This is a genomic window from Arenimonas sp. (assembly GCF_036275555.1).
GTDB lineage: Bacteria > Pseudomonadota > Gammaproteobacteria > Xanthomonadales > Xanthomonadaceae > Arenimonas.
The window spans coordinates 20164-44151 of the sequence record NZ_DASUDO010000009.1 but is presented as its reverse complement, the minus strand read 5'-3'; the positions used below and the strand labels follow the sequence as shown (position 1 = coordinate 44151).

The window sequence follows — 23988 nt, the reverse complement described above, 5'->3', positions numbered from 1 at the left end:
CGCTATCATCCCCGCCATGCCCCCCAAAGCCCCCCGCTTCGCCACCGCCGACGACACCACGCCCACCCTCCGCCGCCTCCCCTGGGGCTGGGCCGGGCTGGTCGTCGCGCTCGGGCTGCTGCTTTTGGTGCAGTTGGTGCTGGCCGACCGCGCGCGCCTGGCCGGCGATGCCAATTGGCGGCCGCGGCTGGAGCTGGCCTGTGGCGTGCTCGGATGCGACCTGCCGCCCTGGCATTCGCCCGACGATTTCCGCGTGACCACGCGCGAAGTGCAGCCACACCCGACCGTGCCGGGCGTGCTGCTGATCACCGCCAGCTTCCGCAACGACGCCCGCTGGGCCCAGGCCTGGCCGGTGCTGGAGATCGCACTGCAGGACCTCGATGGCCAGGCCCTGGGCCTGCGCCGGTTCCAGCCGGTGGAGTACCTGGGCAGCCCGCCGGCCTCGCCGCTGATCGCGCCGGGACAGTCCGCCAGTGCAACGCTGGAGATCCTGGACCCGGGCAAGCGCGCGGTCGCGTTCACCTTCGACTTCCATTGAGAAAACCTCCCGGACCGTGTCCTGAAGTACCGGTCGCACCGCGTTTTGGATTGACGTAGACTTCCTCCCCCGCCGCCCACCGGCGGGCCCGCAAGGAAGCGGACGATTCCCCCACGGAGCTGCCTTCCAGTGAATGCCTTGCCGGCCGCGCGCGCCGACTCCAACGCCGCCACCCCCAGCCACACCCCGCTGCGCGACCACGTCTCGCGTTCGGTGCGGCGCTACCTGCACGACATCAACGGCTGCGAGATCGACGATCTCTACGAAGTCGTGCTGCGCGAAATCGAAGCCCCGCTGTTCGCCGAAGTCCTGCGCCACTGCGACGGCAACCAGAGCCGCGCCGCCGCCATGCTCGGCCTCAATCGCGCCACCCTCCGCAAGAAACTCAAGGCCTACGGCCTGGCCTGAAAAGCGTTTTTGGCCACGGATGAACACTGATAAACACGGATAGAGCCCATTGGGTTTTGTTCTCTGGAAGCGCCTGCGCGACCGGGCATTGAGGAATTGCCTGCATTTACCGGCTCTTATCTGTGTTCATCTGTGTTCATCCGTGGCTAAAACCGCTCTTCACCCCGGTATAATCGCGGCTTCCCCACGAGGTGCCCGATGACCGCCGAACGCCAACCCGTCCGCCGCGCGCTGCTTTCCGTTTCCGACAAGACCGGCGTGGTCGAACTGGCCCGCGGGCTGGCCGCGCTGGGCGTCGAGCTGCTCTCCACCGGCGGCACCGCCAAGGCGCTGCGCGAGGCCGGGCTGGCGGTGCGTGACGTCAGCGAGGTCACCGGCTTCCCCGAGATCATGGACGGCCGGGTCAAGACCCTGCACCCGAAGATCCACGGCGGCCTGCTTGGCCGCGAGGGCGTGGACGACGCGGTGATGGCCGAGCACGGCATCGCGCCGATCGACCTGCTGGTGGTGAACCTCTACCCGTTCGCGCAGACCGTGGCCAAGCCCGGCTGCAGCTACGACGACGCCATCGAGAACATCGACATCGGCGGCCCGGCGATGCTGCGCGCCACCGCCAAGAACCACGCGCGCACCAGCGTGCTGGTGGATCCGTCCGACTACGGCGCGTTCCTTGAAGCGCTGAAGGCCGGCGGCAGCACACCGGCGATGCGCCGCGCCTACGCCGCCAAAGCCTACGCGCACACCGCCGCCTACGATGGCCAGATCGCACAGTGGCTGTCGCCGCGGGCCGAGGATCCGGCGCAGCCGGAGGCCTGGCCCAGGACCTTCCACGCTTCGCTGCAGCTGGCCTCGGCCCTGCGCTACGGCGAGAACCCGCACCAGCGCGGCGCGCTCTACGTCGAGGCCAACGCGCCGCAGGGCATCGTCGCCACCGCGCGCTTCCTGCAGGGCAAGGAGCTGAGCTACAACAACCTGGCCGACGCCGACGCCGCGCTCGAATGCGTGAAGGCCTTCGACGCGCCCGCCTGCGTCATCGTCAAGCACGCCAACCCCTGCGGCGTCGCGGTGGCGGCCAACCTAATGGACGCCTACGACCGCGCCTTCGCGGTGGACCCGACCTCGGCCTTCGGCGGCATCATCGCCTTCAACCGCGAGCTCGACGCCACCACCGCCGCCGAGATCCTCAAGCGCCAGTTCGTCGAAGTGGTGATCGCGCCGTCGATCGCCGCCGACGCGCTGCCGCACTTCGCGAAGAAGGCGAACGTGCGTGTGCTCGCCTGCGGCGCGCTGCGCGCGGCCAGCGGCCTGGAATACAAGCGCATCGCCGGCGGCCTGCTGGTGCAGGATGCCGACACCGACGCGCTCGGCGCCGCCGACCTGAAGGTCGTGTCGAAGCGCGCGCCCTCCGACGCCCAGCTGCGCGACCTGCTGTTCGCGTGGAAGGTGGCGATGTACGTGAAGTCGAACGCCATCGTGTACGCCAAGGACCTGCAGACGGTCGGCATCGGCGCCGGCCAGATGAGCCGCGTGGTCAGCGCGAAGATCGCCGGCCTCAAGGCCGATGAGGCCGGCCTGGTGGTGCCGGGCTCGGTGATGGCCTCCGACGCCTTCTTCCCGTTCCGCGACGGCATCGACGCCGCCGCGGCCGCCGGCATCGCCGCGGTGATCCAGCCGGGCGGCTCGATGCGCGACGCCGAAGTCATTGCCGCCGCCGACGAACACGGCATGGCGATGGTCTTCACCGGCCGCCGCCACTTCCGCCACTGAGGCCCGCGATGAAGACCGCCAGCCCGCCGCCCGCTTCCCCCGCTCCGCCGCCGGGACCGGCGCGGACCGGGTTGGCGCTCGGCCTCGCCGGCCTCGGCCTCGCGGTCATCGCGGGGCTGGTGTGGCTGGTCCTGCGCACGCCGGCCCCGGTGCCGCCGCCGGTCGACCCGGTGCAGGCCATCGCCGCCGACCTCGTCCGCCAGCACAACGCCGGCCTCCCGCGCGACCTGGGCGATGGCCTGGTGCTGGAGCGCATGACGGTCGAAGGCCGCACCGTGCTGATGATCCTGCGCAGCAAGGGCATGACCCTGGCCGAGGCGGCGCGCAACCCGGCGCGGTTCCAGCGCGTGCGCGAGGAGGAGCAGGCGCGGCTGCTGGCCTACTGCTCGCAGCGCGATTTCCGCCTGGTGCTGGACGAAGGCGTGGTGCTGACGCGCCGCTTCATCGATCGCGAGGGCCAGCGCTTCTTCGACGTCTCGCTGGCCGCGGCGGACTGCCGCCCGAAAACCTGACCGACCGCAACGCTTCCGGAGTCCCTGCATGAAAGTCCTCGTCATTGGTTCCGGCGGCCGCGAGCACGCCCTGGCCTGGAAGCTGGCGCAGTCGCCGCGCGTGAGCGAGGTGCTGGTCGCGCCCGGCAACGCAGGTACCGCCACCGAGGCGCGCTGCCGCAACGTGCCGGTGAAGGCCACCGACATCGACGCGCTGCTGGCGCTGGCCGCCGCCGAGGACGTGGGCGTCACCGTGGTCGGCCCCGAGGCACCGCTGGTGAAGGGCGTGGTCGATGCCTTCCGCGCCGCGGGCCGCCGCATCTTCGGGCCCACGGCCGCCGCCGCGCAGCTCGAGGGCAGCAAGGCCTACGCCAAGGACTTCCTGGCGCGGCACCGCATCCCCACCGCCTACTACGGCGTCTTCGAGGACAGCGCGCTGGCGCTGCAGCACGTGCGCGACCACGGCGCGCCGATCGTGATTAAGGCCGACGGCCTGGCCGCGGGCAAGGGCGTGGTGGTGGCGATGACGGTCGCCGAGGCCGAGGCCGCCATCATCGACATGCTCGAGGACGAAGCCTTCGGCGAGGCCGGCGCGCGCGTGGTGATCGAGGAGTTCCTCGAGGGCGAGGAAGCCAGCTTCATCTCGATGGTGGACGGCCGCACCGCGCTGCCGATGGCCACGTCGCAGGACCACAAGCGCGTCGGTGACGGCGACACCGGCCCGAACACCGGCGGCATGGGCGCCTACTCGCCGGCGCCTGTGGTCACGCCCGAGGTGCACGCCCGGGTGATGCGCGAAGTGGTCGAGCCGACCGTGCGCGGCATGATCGCCGACGGCATTCCGTTCACCGGCTTCCTCTACGCCGGCCTGATGATCACCCCCGACGGCGCGCCCAAGGTGATCGAGTTCAACGTGCGCTTCGGCGACCCGGAAACGCAGCCCGTGATGCTGCGCCTGCGCAGCGACCTGCTCGACCTGGTGGAAGCCGCGATCGATGGCCGCCTCGATGAAGTGCAGGCCGAGTGGGATCCGCGCCCGAGCCTGGGCGTGGTGATGGCCGCCGATAACTATCCCGGCACGCCGCGCCTCGGCGACGCCATCTCGGGCCTCGCTACCGATCCGGGCACCGACGCCAAGGTCTTCCACGCCGGCACCGAGCTGCGCAACGGCGTGGTGGTCACCACCGGTGGCCGCGTGCTCTGCGCCTGCGCGTTGGGCGACACGGTGGCGCAGGCGCAGCAGCGCGCCTACGCCGCCGCCGACAACATCCACTGGGAAGGCGCCTTCTACCGCACCGACATCGGCTGGCGCGCCATCGACCGCGAACGCCACGGCTAGCCGCCTGGAAAAAGGGGTCAGAGTAAATATTTGTTTTAAACAAATATTTACTCTGACCCCTTTTTTTTTCGGCATGATCGGGGCACTGGTCTTACGGAAGCATCCCATGACACCTCGTGCGCTGACCCTGGCCTTGCTGGCACTGGCGGCTTCGCCCGCGCTGGCGGTCGACCAGCCGTCCACCTACCCCGGCTGCGCCACGCGCAGCGTCAGCGTGCCCTGGGGCGGCAGCGTCGCGATCGACCTGAAGGACTGCCACTCGTTCGGCCTGGGCACGGTGGCCAAGGCGCCCGCGCACGGCTCGGCCACGCCCGGCGCGAACGTGCCGCTGGACGGCTACCGCTACATCCACGGCGGCCGCTCGCCGGCCGGCGGTGGACGCGACCGGTTCGTGGTGCTCGACGACAACAGCGACACCATCACGGTCAGCGTCACCATCGCGCCGCCCGCGTCGACGCCCGGACTGGCCCTCACCCCGGCGGCCCTGCCGGCACTGCAGGCCGGCAAACCCGTGTCGCTGGCGTTCGCGGCGTCCGGCGGCACCGCGCCCTACACCTACCGCCTGGCCTCGGGCGCGCTGCCGCCCGGCCTCGCGCTGGCGGCCAACGGCCGGCTGGCCGGCACCCCGACCGCGCGGGCGGCCTATGCCTTCGACCTGGCGGTGCGCGACGCCCGCGGCGCCGAAACCCGCCGGGGCTTCGGCGGCACCGTGTCGCCAGGGGCGCTGTCGATCTCACCGGCCGCGGCGACGGCCGTGCGCGGCCAGCCGGTCCGGCTGGCGCTCACCGCCCGCGGCGGCGTGCCGCCGCACCGGTTCGCGGTCGAAAGTGGCCGCCTGCCCGACGGCCTGCGGCTTTCGCCCGAGGGCGTGCTGAGCGGCAGCACCGGGGTCTCCCCGGGCCGGTTCCCGCTGGTGCTGCGGGTGACCGACGCCAGCACCGGCGATGGCCAATATTTCGAGGCCGAGGCCTTTTCGGTCCAGGTCGTGGAGCCGGCCCCCGCCAAACAGTGACGTCGCCCGGTATTCCGCGCTGACCGCCGTCATTCCAGCTTGCTGGCCTGCGGCGTTCGCGATACAACTGGCGGGGATAAACAGGGGAAGGGGAAAACGATGAGCCGCAGCGACCTGATGGCGCGGCTGCTTCGCATGGCGCGTCTGGCCGAGCGCTGCGAGCAGACCGGTGAAAGCCCGGAAGAAGCCATTGGCCGGGACCAGCCCGGCAGCGAGGGACGGCGCAAATTCGCCAAGGGCGTCGTGGCGGCCACCACCGGCGCAGCGGCATTCTCGCTGGCGCCAGGCGTTTGGGCCGACGGCAAGCGCATCGGCATGAAGCCGGTCCGCCCCCGCTTGTCGGGCAGTGTTGCCGTGGTCGGCGCCGGCATCGCCGGCCTGGCCTGCGCCACCGAACTGAGCCGCCAAGGTCTCAACGCCCGCGTCTTCGAGGCCAGCGACCGCTTTGGCGGTCGCATCGCCAGCCTGCGCGACGTTTTCCCGGGCCAGGTGGTCGAGCGCGGCGGCGAGTTCATCGGCACCTCGCACCACACCATGCTCGGCTACGCGCGCGAGCTGGGGCTCACGCTCGAGAACTACGCCTCGCCTGCCGGCGAGTCCTTCTACCACTTCGGCGGCGGGCGGTACTCCGAAGCCCAGGTGGTGTCGGAATACCGCGAGTTCGCCGCTTCGATCCGCGAGGACATCGGCACCCTGGGCGCACCCACGGCCGACAGCTTCCAGCCCAGCGACGCAACGCTGGACTACATGAGCATCGCCGACTACCTCGACCTCCACGGTGCGGGCTCGCTGCTGCGCCGCGTTATCGGCAGCGCCTACCTCGCCGAGTACGGCGCCGGCATCGACGAACTCAGTGCGATCAGCTTCCTGCGCTTCGTCCATGGCGACCAGCGCAGCCAGCAGGCACCCTTCGGCGTCCACGGCGGCGAGAGCGTGCGCGTGCTGGAAGGCAACGACCGCATCACCAGCGGCTTGGCCGAACGACTGCCGATACCGGCCTCGCTGGGCCATCGCCTGGTGTCGATCCGGAAGCTGGCTGGCGGCATGCTCCGCCTGAGCTTCGACGCTGGCGGCCGCACCGTCGACAGCGACCACCACGCGGTGGTGCTGACCCTTCCCTTCAGCGTGCTGCGCGACGTCGAGCTGCACGCCAGCCTCGACCTGCCGGCCTGGAAAACGCTCGCCATCAAGTCCACCGACATGGGCCAGCACAGCAAGCTGATGCTCGGCTTCAACGGCCCGGTGTGGCGCGACCGCCATGGCCTGAGCGGCACCGGCTTCAGCGACCAGCCGGAGCTGCAGGCCACTTGGGAAACCAACCCCAGCCGCGCCACCGCCGACCACGCCGTGCTGGCCGGCCACTTCGGCGGCGCCCGCGCGCAGGGCATTTCCGGGGGCACCGTGCAGGCCAACGCCGCTGCCTTCCTGGCCGGTCTCGAGCGCGTCATGCCCGGCGCCACCGCGGCGGCGTCGCGCGACGCCGACGGCCGTTTCGTCGCCTTCGCCGAGAACTGGGCCCAGAACCCTTACAGCAAGGGGTCCCACAGCACCAACCGCCCGGGCTACTTCACCAACACGGCCGCGCACGAAGGCAAGGCCGTGGGCAACCTGCTGTTCGGCGGCGAGCACACCTCCAGTTTCTACGAGTGGCAGGGCTTCATGGAAGGCGCGGCGCTGTCGGGCCTGCGCACCGCCGGCGAAGTGCTGACGCTTGCCAAGGCCTGACGCCGAGGGTCCGCGCACGGCCAACGTGCGCGGACCCGACCCGCTCCTGCTGACCTCGCCTGCGACGCGCAGCGGCACCACGCTGCTGCAGCGCTTGCTGTGCTCGGCCACCAACGCGCTCATCTACGGCGAGGAAGTCGGAAAGGACCTCGACGTACCGCTGCAGGTGCTTGCCTCGCGCGAGCTCGTTTACCGCCACGGACGTCCCCGCTTCGAGGGACACCTGGACCGCCTGCTGGCCGGCGACGGCGATGGCTGGATGGTGGACTTGCTGCCGCCGCTGGACGGCTATCTGGACGCGCTTCGCGCCGGCGCGCTGGCGGGCCTGGCGCACTGCGGCGAGCACGCGCGCGCGATTGGGCGGCCGGTGTGGGGGTTCAAATACCCGGGCTGGTCGCCGCCACTGGTGCGGATGCTGCACGCGCAAGCCCCGGCGCTGCGGGTGATCTACGTGGTGCGTGGCCTGGCCGATACATTGAGTTCGGCCAAGGCCTGGCACGGCTTTGTCGACGAGCGCGAAGCCGAGGTTTTCTGCGCGCAATGGCTGGCGCACCGGCGCTTCATGCGCGACTGGGCGCAGGGGCATCCGGTGCTGGAACTGCGGCTCGAGGCGTTGCTGGCTGCGCCTGCAGAGGGGCTGGAAGCCCTTGCGGAGTTCACGGGCGCCCGCGACATGGATGCCAGCGTGCTGACCCGCCGCATCAACGCCGGCGCAGGCGACGCTGTCCACGCACGGCGCGATGCCAGCGGCAACATCGCGCCAGCCGCGCTGTCGCCGCGGGAATGGGATTTCGTCGCTGCCGCCGAAGCCGCGCTGCACTAGACTAGGCGCCTTGACGGGGAAACCAGATGCATCTGCTGACGATCGAAGACTTCGCGGGCTGCCTCAACGAAACCTTCCATGCCGCGATCAACGACGGCGAGATCGAGTTCGTGCTGGTCGAGGCGCGTCCACTCGACAAAGCGCCTCCGAACGCGCTGCGTCAGCCGTTCTCGCTCCTGTTCCGGAACACGGCCGCGCTGCTGTTTCCCCAGCAGAGCTACCGCATGCGCCATCCGCGCGGGTTCCACGTCGACATCTTCATCGTGCCGATCGCGCGCGAGCGCGAGGGCTTCCTCTACCAGGCCATCTTCAACTAGGCGCCAGGCGCGGCCCAGTCCATGCGCAGGTGCGTGCCGCCATCATCGGCGGCCAGCTGGAAACCAAGCCGCTCATAGAGCCGCCGGGCCGCCACATTGGCCCGCACCACGTGCAGGGTCATGCCGCGCCCCGCGGTGGCGGCTTCGCGCTGCGAGGCCTCGATCAGCGCACGCCCCACCCCGCGACCGCGGCAGGCGGCCACCAGGCTGATGTCCACGATCAGGTCAGCCTCCGTGCCGCGCTGCAGGTAATAGCGTCCCTGCAACAGCCCGTCTTGCTCCACGACTAGGAACTGAGCGTCGGCGTAGTGAACGAGGTAGTGCCGGTGCTGCAGCTCGAACTGGTGGTCCAGGAAGCTGCGCTTGGCCATCGCCGGCCAGGGCACGGCGGCGACTTCGTCCGCGCGCGTATCGGCGTACAGGTCGCGCAAGCGCGGGAGGTCCTCGTCGGTCGCGTGGCGCAGGCGGAACCCGAGCGCCTCCACGCGCGGCGGCGTCACCGGGCCGCGGTCCGAGCGGCGCGGGAACGGCGGCAGGCCGCTCATCCGATCAGTTGCGCGCCGGGTAGACTCCCTGGAGCGCGATACAGAAATTGGCGCCGAGGTAAGGCTGCTGGTTCTGGTGCGGCTGCCCGCCAGCGGCGCTGGGCTGGATCATGTTGGGCGCGAACTGGGTGTTGATCGGTGTCCCGACGAACGAGGTGACCGCCGAGTTGGACGACACCGATAGCGCGTTGTTCGCAGACGGCGTTCCGGTGCGCTTGGTGACGTCGTTCTGGGCGAACAGCTGCATCGTGTGGCCGTGGCCGGGGATCTGGCTCGAGATCAGGGTCACGGTGTTGCTGCCGTAGGCCTCGCCCAGCGTCCGCGGCGTGAGGCCGGGCCCCTGACCCGTGTGGACCGCGGCGCGCCCCGCCAGGTTGGGCAGCTGGAAGGTCGTCTGCCCGTTGCCGCCATAGGTGGTACCCAGCAGCGAGAACAGCGCCGTGTTCTGCGCGATCGACAGCGTGGCGCCGTTGCAGTACGCCCAGCCGCGCGGGTTGAAGTTGAATCCGAAGAACTGGATTTCGCCGATGAACGGGGTGGCCATGGGAAGGACTCCTGGAAAGTCGGCGGATCAGGCTTGCGACGGGAAGATGCCAAACACCGCCATGCAGTAGCGCAGCGTCAGGGTCGGCATGTTGTTGTCGTGGGGCTGGCTGCTGCCGGCGACGGATACGGCTTGGGGCGACATTGCGAATGGCACCGCGCCCGTGAGGTCGCTGACGTATTGGGTCTGGTTGGTGACGGCTCCCGGCAACACCGTGGGCCCCGGGGCCCCCGCGTTGGCGATGCCCGTGGTGGCCACCGCGGTGTGGGTGTGGGCCGGCATTTGGGCCTGGGTCAAGGTCACTGTCTCGGTGCCAGCCCGCTCGCCGAGGACCCGGTTGCTCAGGCCCGGGCCGGTGCCCTGGTGGATCGGCAAGCGGCCGCGCAGGTCCGGCAGCGCGAAGGTGCTTTGCCCGTCGCCGCCGTAAGTGGTGCCGATCAGCGCGAACAGGGCGTCGTACTGCGAAATGGGCAGCAGGCGGCCATCGCAGTCGATCCAGTCCCGGGGCGCGAAGTTGTAGGGAAACAGGCGGATTTCACCGATGTAGGGCTGGCTCATGGGGCATGGCTCCGGGAATCGTGGCTTGGGCCGCGCGCCGTGGGGTGGGCGCGGCGCCGGGCGTGCGGGTCAGTTCCGGGACGGGAAGATGCCGGACAGGGCAATGCAGAAATTGATCACGCCGTAGGGCTGCATGTTCGGATGTGGCTGGTTGCCGCCGGCAGGTGCCAGCGTCTGCGGATTCAGCGGCACTACCGCCCCGCTCGACGGGGCGTGCAGCGGAACGGTGGTGGTGCCATAGACGGCGTTGCGCGGATTGCGCGTCGCGCCAGCGCTGGTGGAGGCCATCGCCGAGTGCGTATGCGCCGGCAGGTTGGTGCTCAACAGGGTCACGTTCTCGACGCCCGCTGCCTGCCCGATCTGGACGCTGGGTGGCTGCCAGCTCGGATCCACCGAGGAGGCATAGCCAATCGGGGTGCGGCCGCGGAGGTCCGGCAGGGCGAAGTTGGTGGTGCCATTGCCGCCGTACTGCGTGCCGAGCAGCGAGAACAAGGCTTGGTTCTGGGCGATCGGCAGAAGCTGGCCGTTGCACTGGGCCATGAAACGCGGTGCGAACCCGAAACCGGCCATCATGATCTGGCCGATGAATTTCTCGCTCATTGTGGCGTCCCCTGGAATGCCCTTTGCCTGCGGGGAGCCGCCTGGTCGCCCGGAGCCCCCCGACCCCGATGGCCACTTTGCCGCTACGGAAGGGGCAATACAAGCCCGCCCCGGCTGGCGTGCCGGGGACCGTGCGGCGGGTCACGATGCAGAACTTCTCGCGATGGCGCGGCGCCTGCGGTTGGGCTACCTTGGCGCGGTGCTGCCGCGGGCTGACCAGCCTCCTGGCGCCACCGGGTGCCAACGGCCCGGACCACCAAACGTCGCCAAAGGGGAAATCGCAATGCTGCCCAAGTCCACCGCCCGCGCGGGGTTCACGCGTCTGTTCGTCTTGGGCTGGCTGATGCTGGCCGGCTTGTTCTGGTCTTCCCTCGCGATGGCGCAGCACACGTCGCCACTGTGCCCGGCGCAATCGGCCACGGTCCCCAACGGCGGCTCGGTCGTCATCGACGTCACCGACTGCAACGACTTCTTCGGTCCCGGCGTGGGCCCCGTGCAGTTCCCGCCGAGCAACGGCACGGCCGTGCTCAGCGAGTTGTTCACGCCGCCATCGACGTACCAGATCTTCGTGACCTACACGCACGACGGCTCGGCGACCCTTTCTGATTCCTTCGGGTTCAACGACGAGTACGGCGACCGCGTGCAGGTCAACATCACCGTGACGCCGTCTGCGTCGGCGATCGTGGTGTCGCCGGCCAGCATCGCACTGCAGACCGGCGTGCCGTTCAACACGACGCTGACCTCCACCGGCGGCACCGCCCCCTACACCTACACCCTCAACAGCGGCACGCTGCCGGCCGGCCTGACCCTGACCTCGGGCGGCGTGCTGTCCGGCACGCCCACGCAGCGCACGGGTTTCAACTTCACCGTGCGCTCGCAGGATTCGCTGGGTGATTTCGTCCTCAAGACCTACGGCGGCACCATCGCCAACCCGGCCATCACCGCCACGCCGACCAGCACCAGCCTGGTCCAGGGCGCAGCCTCGACGCTGACCTACGCGGGCAGCGGCGGCACTGGTCCTTACACCTTCTCGGTCAACAGCGGCACGGTGCCCACCGGCACCACGCTGCAGGCCAACGGCCAGCTCACCGGCACGCCCACCGCTACCGGCACCTTCAACTTCGACCTGGTGGTCAACGACAGCACCACCGACCCGGCCTGCCCGGGCTGCGATTTCTTCGCGGTCGTGCCGGTGTCGATCAACGTGGTCGCGGCGCCCAGCGTATCCATCGCCGTGTCGCCCGCCTCCGTGTCGGAGGACGGCGCCACCAACCTGACCTACACCGTCACCCGCAGCGCCGCGCTGGCGGGCTCCACCGTGGTGAACCTCACCACCGGCGGCACCGCCACCTCGGGCGTGGACTACACCGGCGGCGTGGCCACGGTGACCATCCCGGGCGGCGCCACCACGGCGACCGTCACGATCGATCCGACCGTGGACGGCACCGTCGAGGCCGATGAAACCGTCATCCTGACCGTCGCCGCGGGCGCCGGTTACTCCGTCGGCGCCCCGGCCAGCGCCACCGGCACCGTCCTCAACGACGACGTACCGACCGCGACCATCAGCGTCTCGCCGGCCAACGTCGCCGAAGACGGCGTGCCCAACCTGGTCTACACCGTCACGCTCAACCAGGCGTCGCTGTCGGCGACGTCGGTGAACTACACCATCGGCGGCACCGCGGCGAACGGCACCGACTACGGCACCATCGCCTCGCCGCTGGTGATCCCGGCCGGCACCACCACCGGCACCATCACGGTGAACCCGACGGCCGACGCCACCATCGAGGCCAATGAAACGGTCGCGCTGACCCTGGCGGCCGGCGCCGGCTACACCGTCGGCGTGCCCAACGCCGCCACCGGCACGATCCTCAACGACGACCTGCCGAACCTGGTGATCAACGACGTCACCGCGAACGAAGGCAATGCCGGCACCACCAACTTCACCTTCACCGTCAGCCTGAGCGCACCGGCGGGCCCGGGCGGCGTCACCTTCGACATCGCCAGCGCCAACGGCACCGCGACCGGCGGCGTGGACTACGTCGCCAACAGCCTCACCGGCCAGACCATCCCGGCCGGCAGCAGCACCTACACCTTCACCGTGCTGGTGAACGGCGACGCGCTCAACGAGCCGTCGGAGACCTTCTTCGTCAACGTCACCAACGTGATCAACGCCGTCGTGGTGGATGGCCAGGGCGTCGGCACCGTCGTCAACGACGATCCGCTGCCGTCGATCAGCATCAACGACGTCAGCGTGGTCGAGGGCAATGCGGGCACCGCGATCGCGTCCTTCCAGATCACGCTCAGCGCCGCCAGCGGCCAGAGCGTCAACGTCAACTACGCCAGCGCCAACGGCACCGCCACCGCGCCGGCCGACTACATCGCCAACTCGGGCACGCTGATCTTCGCGCCCGGCCAGGTCAGCCAGACGCTGATCCTGCTGGTGAACGGCGAGATCACGCCCGAGGCCAACGAAACCTTCTTCGTCAACCTCTCGGGCGCCACCAACGCCACCATCGCCGACAACCAGGGCGTGGGCACCATCACCAACGACGACGTGCCGGTGACGGTCTCGCCGGGCACGGTGCCCAACGGCACCGTCGCGGTGGCTTACAGCCAGGCGCTTTCGGCCAGCGGCGGTTCCGCGCCGTACAGCTTCGCGGTCACCGCCGGCACGCTGCCGACGGGCCTGACGCTGTCGACGGGCGGCCTGCTCTCGGGCACGCCGACCGCGGGCGGCACGTTCAACTTCACCGTCACGGCTACCGATGCGTCGCCGTTCCCGGGTCCGTTCTCGGGCAGCCAGGCTTATTCGGTGACCATCGCGGCCCCGACGATCTCCCTGCCGGCCACGGCGCTGGCGGGCGGCACCCTGGGAAGCGCCTACAGCGCGTCCATCACCGCGGCCAGCGGCGGCACCGCGCCTTACGCCTACGCGGTCACCGCCGGCGCGCTGCCGGGCGGCCTCACGCTCAACCCGGCCACGGGCGCCATCACCGGCACGCCGTCGGCGCTGGGCACCTTCAACTTCAGCATCACGGCCACCGACGGCAGCACGGGCACCGGGCCGTACACCGCGACCCAGGCCTACGCGATCACCGTGGTCGACGTGCCGCCGGTGGCCAACAACGGTTCGGTCACCGTGGCCTTCAACGCCGCCGCGACCAACGTGCCGCTGAACATCACCGGCGGTGCGCCGGTCTCGGTGGCGATCGGTACGGCGCCCGCCAACGGCACCGCGATCGCCACGGGCACCAGCATCACCTACCAGCCGAACGTGGGCTACGCCGGCCCGGACAGCTTCACCTACACCGCGACCAACTCCGGCGGCACCTCCGCGCCGGCGACGATCTCGGTGACGGTCAGCGACCCGGTGGTCACCATCACCGCCGGCGGTCCGCTCAGCGGCACCGTCGCGGCGCCCTACTCGCAAACCTTCACCTTCAACGGCGGCAGCCAGCCGTGGAGCGGCTACGCGGTCACCAATCTGCCGGCGGGCGTGTCGATCACCGGCACCTCCGCGAACACGGTCACCGTGTCCGGAACGCCGACCGAGGCGGGTACGTTCTCGCTGAACGTGTCGGCCACCGACAGCAGCACGGGCAACGGTCCGTTCACCGTCGGCCAGGCCTTCAGCCTCACCATCAACAGCCCGACGCTGGCGATGACGCCGGCCGCAGGCACGCTGAACGCCCCGTACGGCGTGGCCTTCTCGCAGGCCTTCGCGGCCAGCGGCGGCACCGGTCCGTACACCTACGCGGTCACCGGCACGCTGCCGGCGGGCCTGAGCTTCAGCGGCGACACGCTGTCGGGCACGCCGACGGTGCCGGGCAACTACGCGATCAGCGTGACGGCCACCGACACCGGCAGCACCGGGGCCGGTTCGCCGTTCACCGTCACCCTGGCCTACTCGATCCAGGTGCCGGCCCCGGCGATCGTGGTGAACCCGGCCACGCTGCCGAACCCGGTCGCGGGCGCGGCGTATTCCGAGGCGATCACCGCCTCGGGCGGCGTCGGTGCTTACGGCTTCGCAGTCACCGCGGGCAACCTGCCGGCGGGCCTGACGCTGTCGGGCGGCGGTTCGCTCAGCGGCACGGCGACGGAAGTGGGTACCTTCAACTTCACCGTTACCGCCACCGATGCCTTCGGCCAGACCGGCTCGCGCGCCTACAGCTTCACCGTGGCGGCGCCGGTGCTGACGATGACCCCGGCGGCGGGCACGCTCAACGCGCCGTACGGCGCGGCCTACACGCAGGCCTTCGTGGCCGGCGGCAGCCCGGGTCCGTACAGCTACGTGCTCACCGGCACGCTGCCGGCGGGCATGAGCTTCAGCAACGGCACGCTCTCGGGCACGCCGACCGTGCCGGGCAGCTACCCGGTCACCGTGACCGCCACCGACACCGGGCTGACCGGCGTGGGTGCGCCGTTCTCGATCGCGCAGGCCTACACGATTGATGTGCCGGCCCCGACGATCGTGGTCGATCCCGCCACGCTGCCGAACCCGGTCGCGGGTGCGGCGTACGCCGAGGCGATCACGGCTACCGGCGGCGTCGGCCCCTACGGCTTCGCGCTGACGGCGGGCAGCCTGCCGAATGGCCTGACGCTGTCGGCCGGCGGTTCGCTCAGCGGCACGGCGACGGAAGTGGGCACCTTCAACTTCACCGTCACCGCCACCGATGCCAACGGCCAGACCGGCTCGCGCGCCTACAGCTTCACCGTCGCGGCGCCGGTGCTGACGATGACCCCGGCGGCCGGCACGCTGAACGCGCCCTACGCGGTGGCGTTCTCGCAGGCCTTCACCGCCAGCGGCAGCCCGGGCCCGTACACCTATGTCCTCACCGGCGCGCTGCCGGCGGGCATGAGCTTCAGCAATGGCACGCTCTCGGGCACGCCGACGGTGCCGGGCAGCTACCCGGTTTCCGTGACGGCTACCGATACCGGCCTGACCGGCGTCGGCGCACCGTTCTCGATCACCCAGGCCTACACGATCGACGTGCCGGCCCCGACGATCGTGGTGAACCCGGCCACGCTGGCCAACGGCACCGCGGGCCAGGCCTACACGGCCAGCCTGTCGGCCTCCGGCGCGGTCGCGCCCTACGGCTTCGCGGTCACCGCCGGCGCCCTGCCCCCGGGCATGTCGCTGTCGGCCGGCGGCGCGCTGTCGGGCACGCCCACCAGCAGCGGCACCTTCAACTTCACCGTCACCGCCACCGACGCCAACGGCCAGGCCGGCACCCGCGCCTACGCGCTGGTGATCGACCTGCCGGTGCTGGCGATCACGCCGGCCACGCTGCCCTCGGGCATCGTCGGCGTGGCGTACTCGCAGGCGATCAGCGCCAGCGGCGGCATCGCGCCCTACAGCTTCGCGGTCACCGGCGGCGCGCTGCCGACGGGCCTGACGCTGGCGGCCGACGGCACGCTGTCGGGCACCCCGACCGCGCAGGGCACCTATGCCTTCACCGTGACCGCCACCGACAGCACGGGCGGCACCGCGGCGACGGCCTCGCAGGCCTACAGCGTCGAGATCGTGTTCGCCCCGCCGGTGGCGGTGAACGACGCGGCCACGGTGCTGGCCGGTGCGTCGGTGACCATCGCGGTCACCGCCAACGACACCAGCGTCGCGCCGATCACCTCGATCGCGATCACCAGCCCGCCGGCGGCCGGCACGGCCACCGTCTCGGGCCTGGACGTGGTGTACACCGCGCCGACGATCTCGCCGGCCACCGTCACCTTCACCTACACCGCGACCGGCCCGGGCGGCACCTCCGCCCCGGCCACCGTCACGGTCACCGTGAACCCGCTGCCGATCCCGGCCAACTTCGACGTCACCACCACCCCGGCCACGCCGGTGTCGGTGACGCTGACGGCGGGCGCGACCGGCGGTCCGTTCACCGGCGCCGACGTGGTGTCGGTGAGCCCGGCGGCGTCGGGCACGGCGGTGATCACCGCCTCGGGCGGCGACTACGTGCTGACCTTCACCCCGGCCGCGGCCTTCAGCGGCGCGGTCGTGGTGCAGTTCACGATCGACAACGCCTTCGCCACCTCGGCCATCGGCACGGTGAACATCACCGTCGAGGATCGTCCGGATCCGACCCAGGACGCCGAGGTGCAGGGCATGGTCGACGCCCAGGCCGAGACCACCCGTCGCTTCGCCACCGCCCAGATCGGCAACTTCCAGCAGCGCCTCGAGCGCCTGCACCGCGGCGGCGGCGGCACCGAGGGCGTGGACAACACGCTGGGCTTCTCGGTCCGCCCGCAGTGCATCGAGTCGGTGGTCACCGACTGGATGGATCCGTGCAGCGACACCCTGGGCGCCAACGAAGGCGGCATGGGCGGGATGGGCGCCAACGGCGCGACCGGCAACGGTGCGCGCAGCGGCGGCAACCGCGACTCGGCGCTCAACGCCTGGGTCGGCGGCGTGATCCGCTCGGGCAGCGCCGACGGCCGCAACGGCAACGCCGACGTGTCCTTCGAGACCGACGGCGCCAGCGCCGGCATGGACTTCCGGGTGAACCCGAGCCTCGCGATCGGCGTCGGCATCGGCTACGGCCGCGACGAGAACGCCATCGGCGACAACGGCAGCCGCGTCAAGGGCGACGCCAGCACGCTGGCCAGCTACGCGAGCTTCCACCCGGGCGACCGCTACTACGTCGATGGCCTGCTGGGCTACCAGCGGATCTCCTTCGACCTGCGCCGCTACGTGACCCCGACCGACGGCTTCGTGTTCGGCCAGCGCGACGGTGACCAGTGGTTCGCCTCGGTCTCGACCGGTGCCGACATCCGCCAGGGGGCCGTGACCTGGAACCCGTACCTGCGCCTGGACCTCGCCCGCGCCACGCTCGATGGCTACACGGAGACCGGTGACGCGATCTACGCCCTGCGCTACGGCGCGATGGACGTGGACACCACCACTGGCAACCTCGGCCTGCGCGTGGACAGCGTGGTCCCGACCACCTGGGGCGCGTTCTCGCCGATGTTCCGGATCGAGTACCAGCGCGACTTCCACGACCGCGCCAACGCCAGCCTGCAGTACGCGGACCTGGTCGGCGGCCCGGTGTACCGACTGGTGGGCACCGAGTACGACGCCAGCCGCTGGGTCCTGGGCCTGGGCGCCCGCTTCGACCTGAGCAACGACTGGTCGTTCGGCCTCGAGTACCGCGGCCAGGTCGGCAGCAGCGGCGAGGCCGACAACGGCCTGCTGCTGAACGTCCAGAAGTCCTACTGATCCAAGCGCAACCCTTGAAAGGCCCCTCTCCGGAGGGGCCTTTTTCTTTGCCCCACCCTGTGGGAGGGACTTCAGTCCCGATGCTCTCGGCGAAAGGCATCGGGACTGAAGTCCCTCCCACAATTTTCGTCTGGTAGGCTGCGCGCAGACCCCGGGGGATCCATGGCCCACAACCAGTTCGAACTGCTTCGGCAGCGGCGCTTCCTGCCCTACTTCGTCACGCAGTCGCTGGGCGCGTTCAACGACAACGTGTACCGGCAGGCGATCATCGGGCTGCTGTTCTACCTGGGCATCGACCTCGAGCAGCGCTCGCTCTACACGAACCTGGCGCCGGCGCTGTTCATCCTTCCCTACTTCCTGTTCTCGGGCCTGGCCGGGCAAGTCGCGGAGAAGCTGGAGAAATCAAAGCTGGTGCGGATCACCACGATGATGGAGATCGGCATCATGTCGATCGCCGGCGTCGGCTTCCTGCTCCAAAGCCTGCCGGTGCTGCTGGTGGCGCTGTTCCTGACCGGCCTGCAATCCACCCTGTTCGGCCCGGTCAAGTATTCGATCCTGCCCAGCGTGCTCAAGCCCGAGGAGCTGACCGGCGGCAATGGCCTGGTCGAAATGGGCACGGCGATGTCAATCCTGCTGGGCATGATCTTCGGCGGCATGATCTTCGTGATCGCCGGCGAGCACGGGCCGGAAGCCGCCGCCTTCGCCATCGTCGCGCTGGCGATCACCGGCAACCTGGTCAGCCGCGCCATCCCGCGGGTCGAGGCCTCGGCGCCCGACCTCAAGATCAACTGGAACCCGTTCCCGGAATCACTGAAGGCGCTGCGCCTGACGCGCCGCACGCCCGCCGTGCGCAACGCGGTGCTGGGCGTGTCCTGGTTCTGGTTCGTGGGCACCGTGCTCACCGCACAGCTGCCGACCTACGCCGAACTGCACCTGGGCGGCGGCAGCACGCTGTACCTGTTCTGCTTCGTGCTGTTTTCGGTCGGCACCGGCGTCGGTTCGCTGCTGTGCGAGAAGCTGTCGCGGCGCACCGTCGAGATCGGCCTGGTGCCGCTGGGCGCATTCGGCATGACGGCGTTCTGCGTAGACCTTTACTTCGCGCGCCCGGGCCTGGCCGTCGAGTCCGGGATGGGCGTGTCGGCGTTCGTCAACGCCGCCGGCAGCTGGCGCATCATGGCCGACCTCACGCTGATCGGCCTGTTTGCCGGCCTGTTCATCGTGCCGCTGTTCGCGCTGGTGCAGAGCCGCACGCCGAAGGAGGAGCTCTCGCGCGTCATTTCCGGCCTGAATATCCAGAACGCGTTCTTCATCGTGACCGCGTCGATCCTGTCGATCGCGCTGCAGCGCGACCAGGCCGAGGTGCTCGGCATCGTGATCCCGCTGCCGGGCCTGGGCATCCCCGAGCTCTTCCTCGCGCTGGGCATCGCAAACGCACTCGTCGCGATCCTGATCTTCTCGATCGTGCCCGAGTTCTTCCTGCGCTTCATCGCCTGGATGTACGTGACGCTGTTCTACCGCGTGCGCATCGAGGGCGTGGAGGAGCACGTGCCGGACGAAGGCGCCGCGCTGCTGGTCTGCAACCACGTCAGCTACATGGACCCGGTGCTGATCAGCGCCGCAGTGCCGCGGCCGATCCGCTTCGTCATGTACTACAAGATCTTCCGCGTGCCGGGCATGAACTGGGTGTTCCGCGCTTACCGCGCCATCCCGATCGCCGGCGCGAAGGAAGACCCGGAAGTGATGGAGGCGGCTTTCGAGGAGATCCGCGCCGCGCTCGATGCCGGCGAGCTGGTGTGCATCTTCCCGGAGGGCGCGCTGACCAAGGACGGCGAGATCGCGCCCTTCCGCGGCGGCGTCGAGCGCATCCTGGCCACCCACCCGGTGCCGGTGGTGCCGATGGCGCTGACCGGCCTGTGGGACAGCATGTGGAGCAAGCGCGACTCGCGCCTGGGCCGCCTGCGCGTGCCGCGCCGGCTGCGCGCGGGCGTGGCGGTGCTGGCCACGCCGGCCGTGCCGGGGGAAGCCGCGACGGCCGCCTCGCTCGAGGCCAAGGTGCGGGAAATGCGCGGCAGCGACCGTTGACGCGCACCGGCGGCAGCGCGGCACACGCGGTGCAGGGCGCGCCACTCGAAGCGCGGTATTGACCGCGCCGGGCGCCCCACCGGAAGCGCGGCATTGACCGCGCAGCCGGCCACCCGCTAGGGTTCTTCACATCGTCATGCCATGGCCACCCGCCGCGGCTCCCGGGGGAATTCCATGTACTGCCAGAACTGCGGCCAGAGCAATCCGGCCAGCGCCGTCCAATGCGGCGCCTGTGGCGTCACGCTTTCCATCGCCGCGCCGCCGCCGCCCGCGCCGCGACCCCATGTCCCGAACCACCTGGTCTGGGCGATCCTGGCCACGCTCTTCTGCTGCCTGCCCGGCGGCATCGTCGCCATCGTCTATGCCGCGCGCGTGGACGGCAAGGTGGCCGCGGGCGATATCGCCGGCGCGCGCAGCGATTCCGACAATGCCAAGCTGTGGTCGCTGATCTCGTTCGGCATCCCGCTGGTGTTCGGCGTACTGTGGCTGTTGTTCGTGATGTTCGCGGCCCTGACCGGCGCGATGGCCGGCTGATTCCGAGGAGTCCTGCATGTATTGCCAGAACTGCGGCCAGAGCAACCCCGCCGAAAACACCCAGTGCGTCGCCTGCGGCGTCACGCTTGCGATCGCCGCGCCACCGCCGGCGCCACCCGCCGCGCCGCGACCCCACGTCGAGAACAACCTGGTCTGGGCCATCCTCGCCACGCTGTGCTGCTGCCTGCCGTTCGGCATCGTGGCGATCGTCTATGCCGCGCGCGTGGATTCCAAGCTGTCGGCCGGCGACGTGCAGGGCGCGATCAGCGACGCCAACAACGCCAAGCTCTGGAGCTGGATCTCCTTCGGCCTGGGCCTGGCCGGCGCAGTGGGCTACCTCGGCCTCGGGATGATGGGCGCGCTCTCGGATGGCACCTACTGACCCAGCGGGCAACGCGCGCACGCGTCACGCGCTGGCGCTCGTGCTCGCGGGCGGGGCGCTGGCGGCCATCGCGCTGCTGCTCGTGTTCGATCCCAATGCTGCAGGCACTCCGCTGCCGCCCTGCCCTTCGCAGTGGCTCACCGGCTTGTACTGCCCGGGCTGCGGCGCCACGCGCATGCTGCACGCGCTGATCCACGGTGATTTGCCCACCGCGCTGGCGATGAATCCTCTGCTGCTGCTCGCGCTGCCGCTGCTGCCCTTCCTGCTGCTGGAGCCGCTGGGCTTCGCGCCTGAATCGTGGAAGCCCGCGCTGCGCCGCCTCGGCGACGCGCGCCCCTGGGCCGTGGTGGTGATCGCCTACGCCATCACCCGCAACCTGCCGTGGTGGCCCTTCACCTGGCTGGCGCCGGGCTGAGGCCTCAGGTCGCCCAACCCGCGAGCACGAACAGCGCCAACACGCCCAGCCACAGCAGCAGGATTCGCCACACCAGGCTCATCGCGTCGCGCAGCTCGAGCAGGTCGGGTGCCTGCGCGGGGCCATCCACCGCGTAGGCGTCTTCCTCGGCGAGTTCGCTGGCGACGCTGGCGCGCGCGGCGGCGTCGAGGAAGCCGAGTTCCAGGCGCACGCCGTTCGCGTGCCAGTCGCGCCACGCCGTCAGCACCTTGTCGAAGTCGGCGGCCAGTGCCAGCGCGAAGGTCATCAGCTGCGCCACCGGCCAGTTCAGCACCGCCAGCGTGGTGCGGGCGACGCCGCGCTGCGCCTCGGGCAGGCTGCGTCGCGCCTCGCCCTGCGCGCACAGCGAAATCAGGCGGTAGCCCAGCGCGCCGACCGCGCCCGCCACCACGAACCAGAACAGCACGCCGAACCAGCGCCACAGCGCGCAATGGAACACCGCCGCCACCAGCGTCGGGCCCTCCACCACCGGCTCGCCGCCTTCGGGGAAGAGGGCCGCTGCCGCGCTGCGCCGGGCCTCGGGGCCGCGCGCTTCGATCACCGCTTCCACATCGAGGTTGAGGTCGCGCGGACCCCAGGTGTAGAGCAGCGCCAGCAGCGCAAAGAAAAACGCCGGCAGCCCGTACCAGAGGTCGTCGATCAGGAACTGCAGCGCGCCCACCACCAGCAGCGGCAGGCCCACCGCCAGCAGCAGGCCGATACGGTTGGGCCACTCGTCGCCGCTGGTTTGCTTGCCCAGCCAGTGCAGCCAGCCGATGAACCAGTCGTAGCGCCGCAGCAGCGGCAACGACGGCACCAGGTGGCCGAGCAGGAGGGACACGACGACGGCGATGAGCGCGGCGGACATGGCCGGATTCTAGCCTTGATTCAGCCGGTCGGCGCCGCCTCGCGGCGGGCGCGGGCCTGGGCCCGCCACTCGTCGATCAGCCAGCGCGAGATCGACAGCGCCGGCGAGAGCTTGACCTCGCCGGTGGCGACGGCGGCATCGAGTTCGTCGGCCGAGAACCAGCGCGCCTGCTCGAGCTCGTCGCTCACCGACGGGTCGAGCGGCAGGCCCTGGGCCTGGAAGCCGATCATCAGCGCGGCCGGGAACGGCCAGGGCTGGGAGGCGGCGTACTGGCAGTCGAGCACCGGGATGCCGGCCTCTTCCATCACCTCGCGGGCGACGGCCTGCTCGAGCGATTCGCCGGGCTCGACGAACCCGGCCAGCACCGACCAGCGGCCCTTCGGCCAGCTGGCCTGGCGGCCCAGCAGCAGGCGCTCGCCGTCGGTGACCGCGACGATGATGGCGGGATCGGTGCGTGGGTAATGCTCGAGCCCGCACTGCGCGCAGCGCGCGCACCAGCCGCCCTTGCCCAGCGCCAGCGCGTGGCCGCAGCCGCCGCAGAATTTGTTGCGCTGCTGCCAGTGCAGCAGCGCGCGCGCCTCGGCCAGCGCGGCGGCCTCGAGGGCCGGCCATTCGGTGGCCGCGCTGCGCAGGTCGAGCTTGCCGGGCATCGGCTCGGGCAAAGACTCATGCGGCAGCGCGAACCACGCGCCCTCCTCGCCCAGGCCCAGGAAGCTGGCCGCCTCGGGAAGTTCACCCGCCAACTCGCCGCCGATGCAGTAGCCGCAAGCACCGACGGCCTCGGGGAAGCGCGCATTGCCGTCGGTGTCGACCACCAGCACGCGCGCGGCGTTCCAGCGCGCGCGCAGGTCGTCGGGGCGTTCGCGCAGGAGTTCGGAGCGGTCGAGGCCGGGGCCGCGGAAGGCGTAGCCGGGCGGCGACGAAGGCATGGGCCCGGGCGCGGCGGTCAGGCGGAGAAGCTGCTGCCGCAGCCGCAGGTGGTCTTGGCGTTCGGATTGCGGATCACGAACTGCGCGCCCTGCAGGCTTTCGCGGTAATCGACCTCGGCGCCCATCAGGTACTGCAGGCTCAGCGGATCCACCAGCAGGGTGACGCCGTCGCGCTGCAGGGCCAGGTCGTCCTCGCCCTGCTGTTCGTCGAACTCGAAGCCGTACTGGAAGCCCGAGCAGCCGCCGCCGGTGATGTACACGCGCAGCTTCAGGCCCGGGTTGCCTTCCTCGGCGATGAGGGAGGCGACCTTGGCGGCGGCCGCCGCGGTGAAGTCGAGCGGGGCGTCGAGCGTCTGGTAGCTGGGCGTGGTTTGCATGGGACCAAGATGGACGCGGGGGCGCCCATTATCAAGGCAAATCAGGCTTCCTGCGCCTCGGCCTTGGTCTTCACGCGGCCGCCGCCCGCGGCAGGCTCCGGGCCGGTGAGCTGGGCCAGGGGCGCGTCTGCGTGGATCAGGCGGCCGGTGATCATGGCGCCGGCGGCCATCTCGACCACCTTGTAGTGGATGTTGCCGGTGACCCGGGCGTTGGCGGCCAGCTCGATGCGCTCGCCGGCGTGGATGTCGCCGGTCATGCGGCCGCTGATCACCACCACCGGCGCGCGCACCTCGCCCTCGACGTGGCCGTCGTCGGCGATGGTCAGCACCGCGGCCGAACCGTCCTCGGCGGTGACCTTGCCGTAGATGGTGCCCTCGACGTACAAGCCGCCGGTGAAGCTGACGTCGCCGCGGATCACCGCGCGCGGGCCGATCAGGGTTTCCACGGCGTGGCTGCCGTGGCGCGGGGATTTGTGCTTGTCGCTGCCGAACAT

General features: G+C 70.6%; 22 protein-coding genes. 14 read left to right on the top strand and 8 right to left on the bottom strand.

Annotated elements, in window-relative coordinates; translation table 11 throughout:
* Positions 1 to 16: 16 nt before the first annotated feature.
* The 9 genes from VFV21_RS02835 to VFV21_RS02795 all read left to right on the top strand — a co-directional run bounded on the left by VFV21_RS02835 (position 17) and on the right by VFV21_RS02795 (position 8420).
* Positions 17 to 538 (top strand): DUF3426 domain-containing protein, encoded by a 522-nt coding sequence (locus VFV21_RS02835; protein ID WP_329667974.1) that lies wholly within the window; start codon positions 17 to 19, stop codon positions 536 to 538.
* Between the two features lie 129 nt (positions 539 to 667).
* Positions 668 to 946: a DNA-binding transcriptional regulator Fis gene (gene fis / locus VFV21_RS02830; protein WP_329667973.1), complete on the top strand. Its 279-nt coding sequence runs from the start codon at positions 668 to 670 to the stop codon at positions 944 to 946.
* A 198-nt stretch (positions 947 to 1144) separates the two neighbouring features.
* On the top strand, positions 1145 to 2713 hold the full coding sequence (gene purH, locus VFV21_RS02825; protein WP_329667972.1) for a bifunctional phosphoribosylaminoimidazolecarboxamide formyltransferase/IMP cyclohydrolase: 1569 nt from the start codon (positions 1145 to 1147) through the stop codon (positions 2711 to 2713).
* 8 nt (positions 2714 to 2721) lie between these two features.
* Positions 2722 to 3225, top strand: coding sequence for a hypothetical protein (locus VFV21_RS02820; RefSeq protein ID WP_329667971.1), 504 nt, complete (start codon positions 2722 to 2724; stop codon positions 3223 to 3225).
* 28 nt (positions 3226 to 3253) lie between these two features.
* Positions 3254 to 4543, top strand: coding sequence for a phosphoribosylamine--glycine ligase (purD, locus tag VFV21_RS02815; protein WP_329667970.1), 1290 nt, complete (start codon positions 3254 to 3256; stop codon positions 4541 to 4543).
* Positions 4544 to 4649: 106 nt separating this feature from the next.
* Positions 4650 to 5555 (top strand): Ig domain-containing protein, encoded by a 906-nt coding sequence (locus VFV21_RS02810; protein WP_329667969.1) that lies wholly within the window; start codon positions 4650 to 4652, stop codon positions 5553 to 5555.
* A 99-nt stretch (positions 5556 to 5654) separates the two neighbouring features.
* Complete coding sequence (locus VFV21_RS02805) at positions 5655 to 7280, top strand: flavin monoamine oxidase family protein (protein WP_329667968.1); 1626 nt, start codon at positions 5655 to 5657, stop codon at positions 7278 to 7280.
* A 25-nt stretch (positions 7281 to 7305) separates the two neighbouring features.
* Complete coding sequence (locus tag VFV21_RS02800; protein ID WP_329667967.1) at positions 7306 to 8103, top strand: sulfotransferase; 798 nt, start codon at positions 7306 to 7308, stop codon at positions 8101 to 8103.
* 26 nt (positions 8104 to 8129) lie between these two features.
* Positions 8130 to 8420 (top strand): DUF6916 family protein, encoded by a 291-nt coding sequence (locus tag VFV21_RS02795; protein WP_329667966.1) that lies wholly within the window; start codon positions 8130 to 8132, stop codon positions 8418 to 8420.
* Here the strand turns inward: VFV21_RS02795 and VFV21_RS02790 are convergent.
* The 4 genes from VFV21_RS02790 to VFV21_RS02775 all read right to left on the bottom strand — a co-directional run bounded on the left by VFV21_RS02790 (position 8417) and on the right by VFV21_RS02775 (position 10667).
* The gene (locus VFV21_RS02790) at positions 8417 to 8965 is read right to left on the bottom strand and encodes a GNAT family N-acetyltransferase (protein WP_329667965.1); all 549 of its coding nucleotides are present in this window, start codon (positions 8963 to 8965) and stop codon (positions 8417 to 8419) included. The genes VFV21_RS02795 and VFV21_RS02790 overlap by 4 nt on opposite strands.
* Positions 8966 to 8969: 4 nt before the next feature.
* Positions 8970 to 9509: a phage tail protein gene (locus VFV21_RS02785; protein WP_329667964.1), complete on the bottom strand. Its 540-nt coding sequence runs from the start codon at positions 9507 to 9509 to the stop codon at positions 8970 to 8972.
* Positions 9510 to 9536: 27 nt separating this feature from the next.
* Positions 9537 to 10067, bottom strand: coding sequence for a phage tail protein (locus VFV21_RS02780; protein ID WP_329667963.1), 531 nt, complete (start codon positions 10065 to 10067; stop codon positions 9537 to 9539).
* A gap of 69 nt (positions 10068 to 10136) precedes the next feature.
* Positions 10137 to 10667, bottom strand: a complete 531-nt coding sequence (locus VFV21_RS02775) for a phage tail protein (protein ID WP_329667962.1) — start codon at positions 10665 to 10667, stop codon at positions 10137 to 10139.
* Between the two features lie 283 nt (positions 10668 to 10950).
* Here VFV21_RS02775 and VFV21_RS02770 point away from each other — a divergent pair, with 283 nt between their 5' ends.
* The 5 genes from VFV21_RS02770 to VFV21_RS02750 all read left to right on the top strand — a co-directional run bounded on the left by VFV21_RS02770 (position 10951) and on the right by VFV21_RS02750 (position 21302).
* On the top strand, positions 10951 to 17889 hold the full coding sequence (locus tag VFV21_RS02770) for a putative Ig domain-containing protein (RefSeq protein WP_329667961.1): 6939 nt from the start codon (positions 10951 to 10953) through the stop codon (positions 17887 to 17889).
* 162 nt (positions 17890 to 18051) lie between these two features.
* Positions 18052 to 19971, top strand: coding sequence for an MFS transporter (locus VFV21_RS02765; protein WP_329667960.1), 1920 nt, complete (start codon positions 18052 to 18054; stop codon positions 19969 to 19971).
* Between the two features lie 249 nt (positions 19972 to 20220).
* Positions 20221 to 20505, top strand: coding sequence for a CD225/dispanin family protein (locus VFV21_RS02760; RefSeq protein WP_329668032.1), 285 nt, complete (start codon positions 20221 to 20223; stop codon positions 20503 to 20505).
* 16 nt (positions 20506 to 20521) lie between these two features.
* Positions 20522 to 20887, top strand: coding sequence for a CD225/dispanin family protein (locus VFV21_RS02755; RefSeq protein WP_414638462.1), 366 nt, complete (start codon positions 20522 to 20524; stop codon positions 20885 to 20887).
* Positions 20874 to 21302, top strand: coding sequence for a DUF2752 domain-containing protein (locus tag VFV21_RS02750; RefSeq protein WP_329667959.1), 429 nt, complete (start codon positions 20874 to 20876; stop codon positions 21300 to 21302). The genes VFV21_RS02755 and VFV21_RS02750 overlap by 14 nt, the downstream gene beginning before the upstream one ends.
* Positions 21303 to 21306: 4 nt before the next feature.
* Here the strand turns inward: VFV21_RS02750 and VFV21_RS02745 are convergent, their stop codons facing one another.
* Genes VFV21_RS02745 through VFV21_RS02730 form a run of 4 tightly spaced genes read right to left on the bottom strand, consistent with a single transcriptional unit; the run spans position 21307 to position 23988 of the window.
* Positions 21307 to 22188, bottom strand: a complete 882-nt coding sequence (locus VFV21_RS02745) for a hypothetical protein (RefSeq protein WP_329667958.1) — start codon at positions 22186 to 22188, stop codon at positions 21307 to 21309.
* A 20-nt stretch (positions 22189 to 22208) separates the two neighbouring features.
* A complete protein-coding gene (gene nudC, locus VFV21_RS02740; protein WP_329667957.1) occupies positions 22209 to 23117 on the bottom strand; it encodes an NAD(+) diphosphatase in 909 nt (302 codons plus the stop codon).
* Between the two features lie 17 nt (positions 23118 to 23134).
* Positions 23135 to 23494, bottom strand: coding sequence for an iron-sulfur cluster insertion protein ErpA (gene erpA / locus VFV21_RS02735; protein WP_329667956.1), 360 nt, complete (start codon positions 23492 to 23494; stop codon positions 23135 to 23137).
* Positions 23495 to 23535: 41 nt separating this feature from the next.
* A complete protein-coding gene (locus VFV21_RS02730) occupies positions 23536 to 23988 on the bottom strand; it encodes a polymer-forming cytoskeletal protein (protein WP_329667955.1) in 453 nt (150 codons plus the stop codon).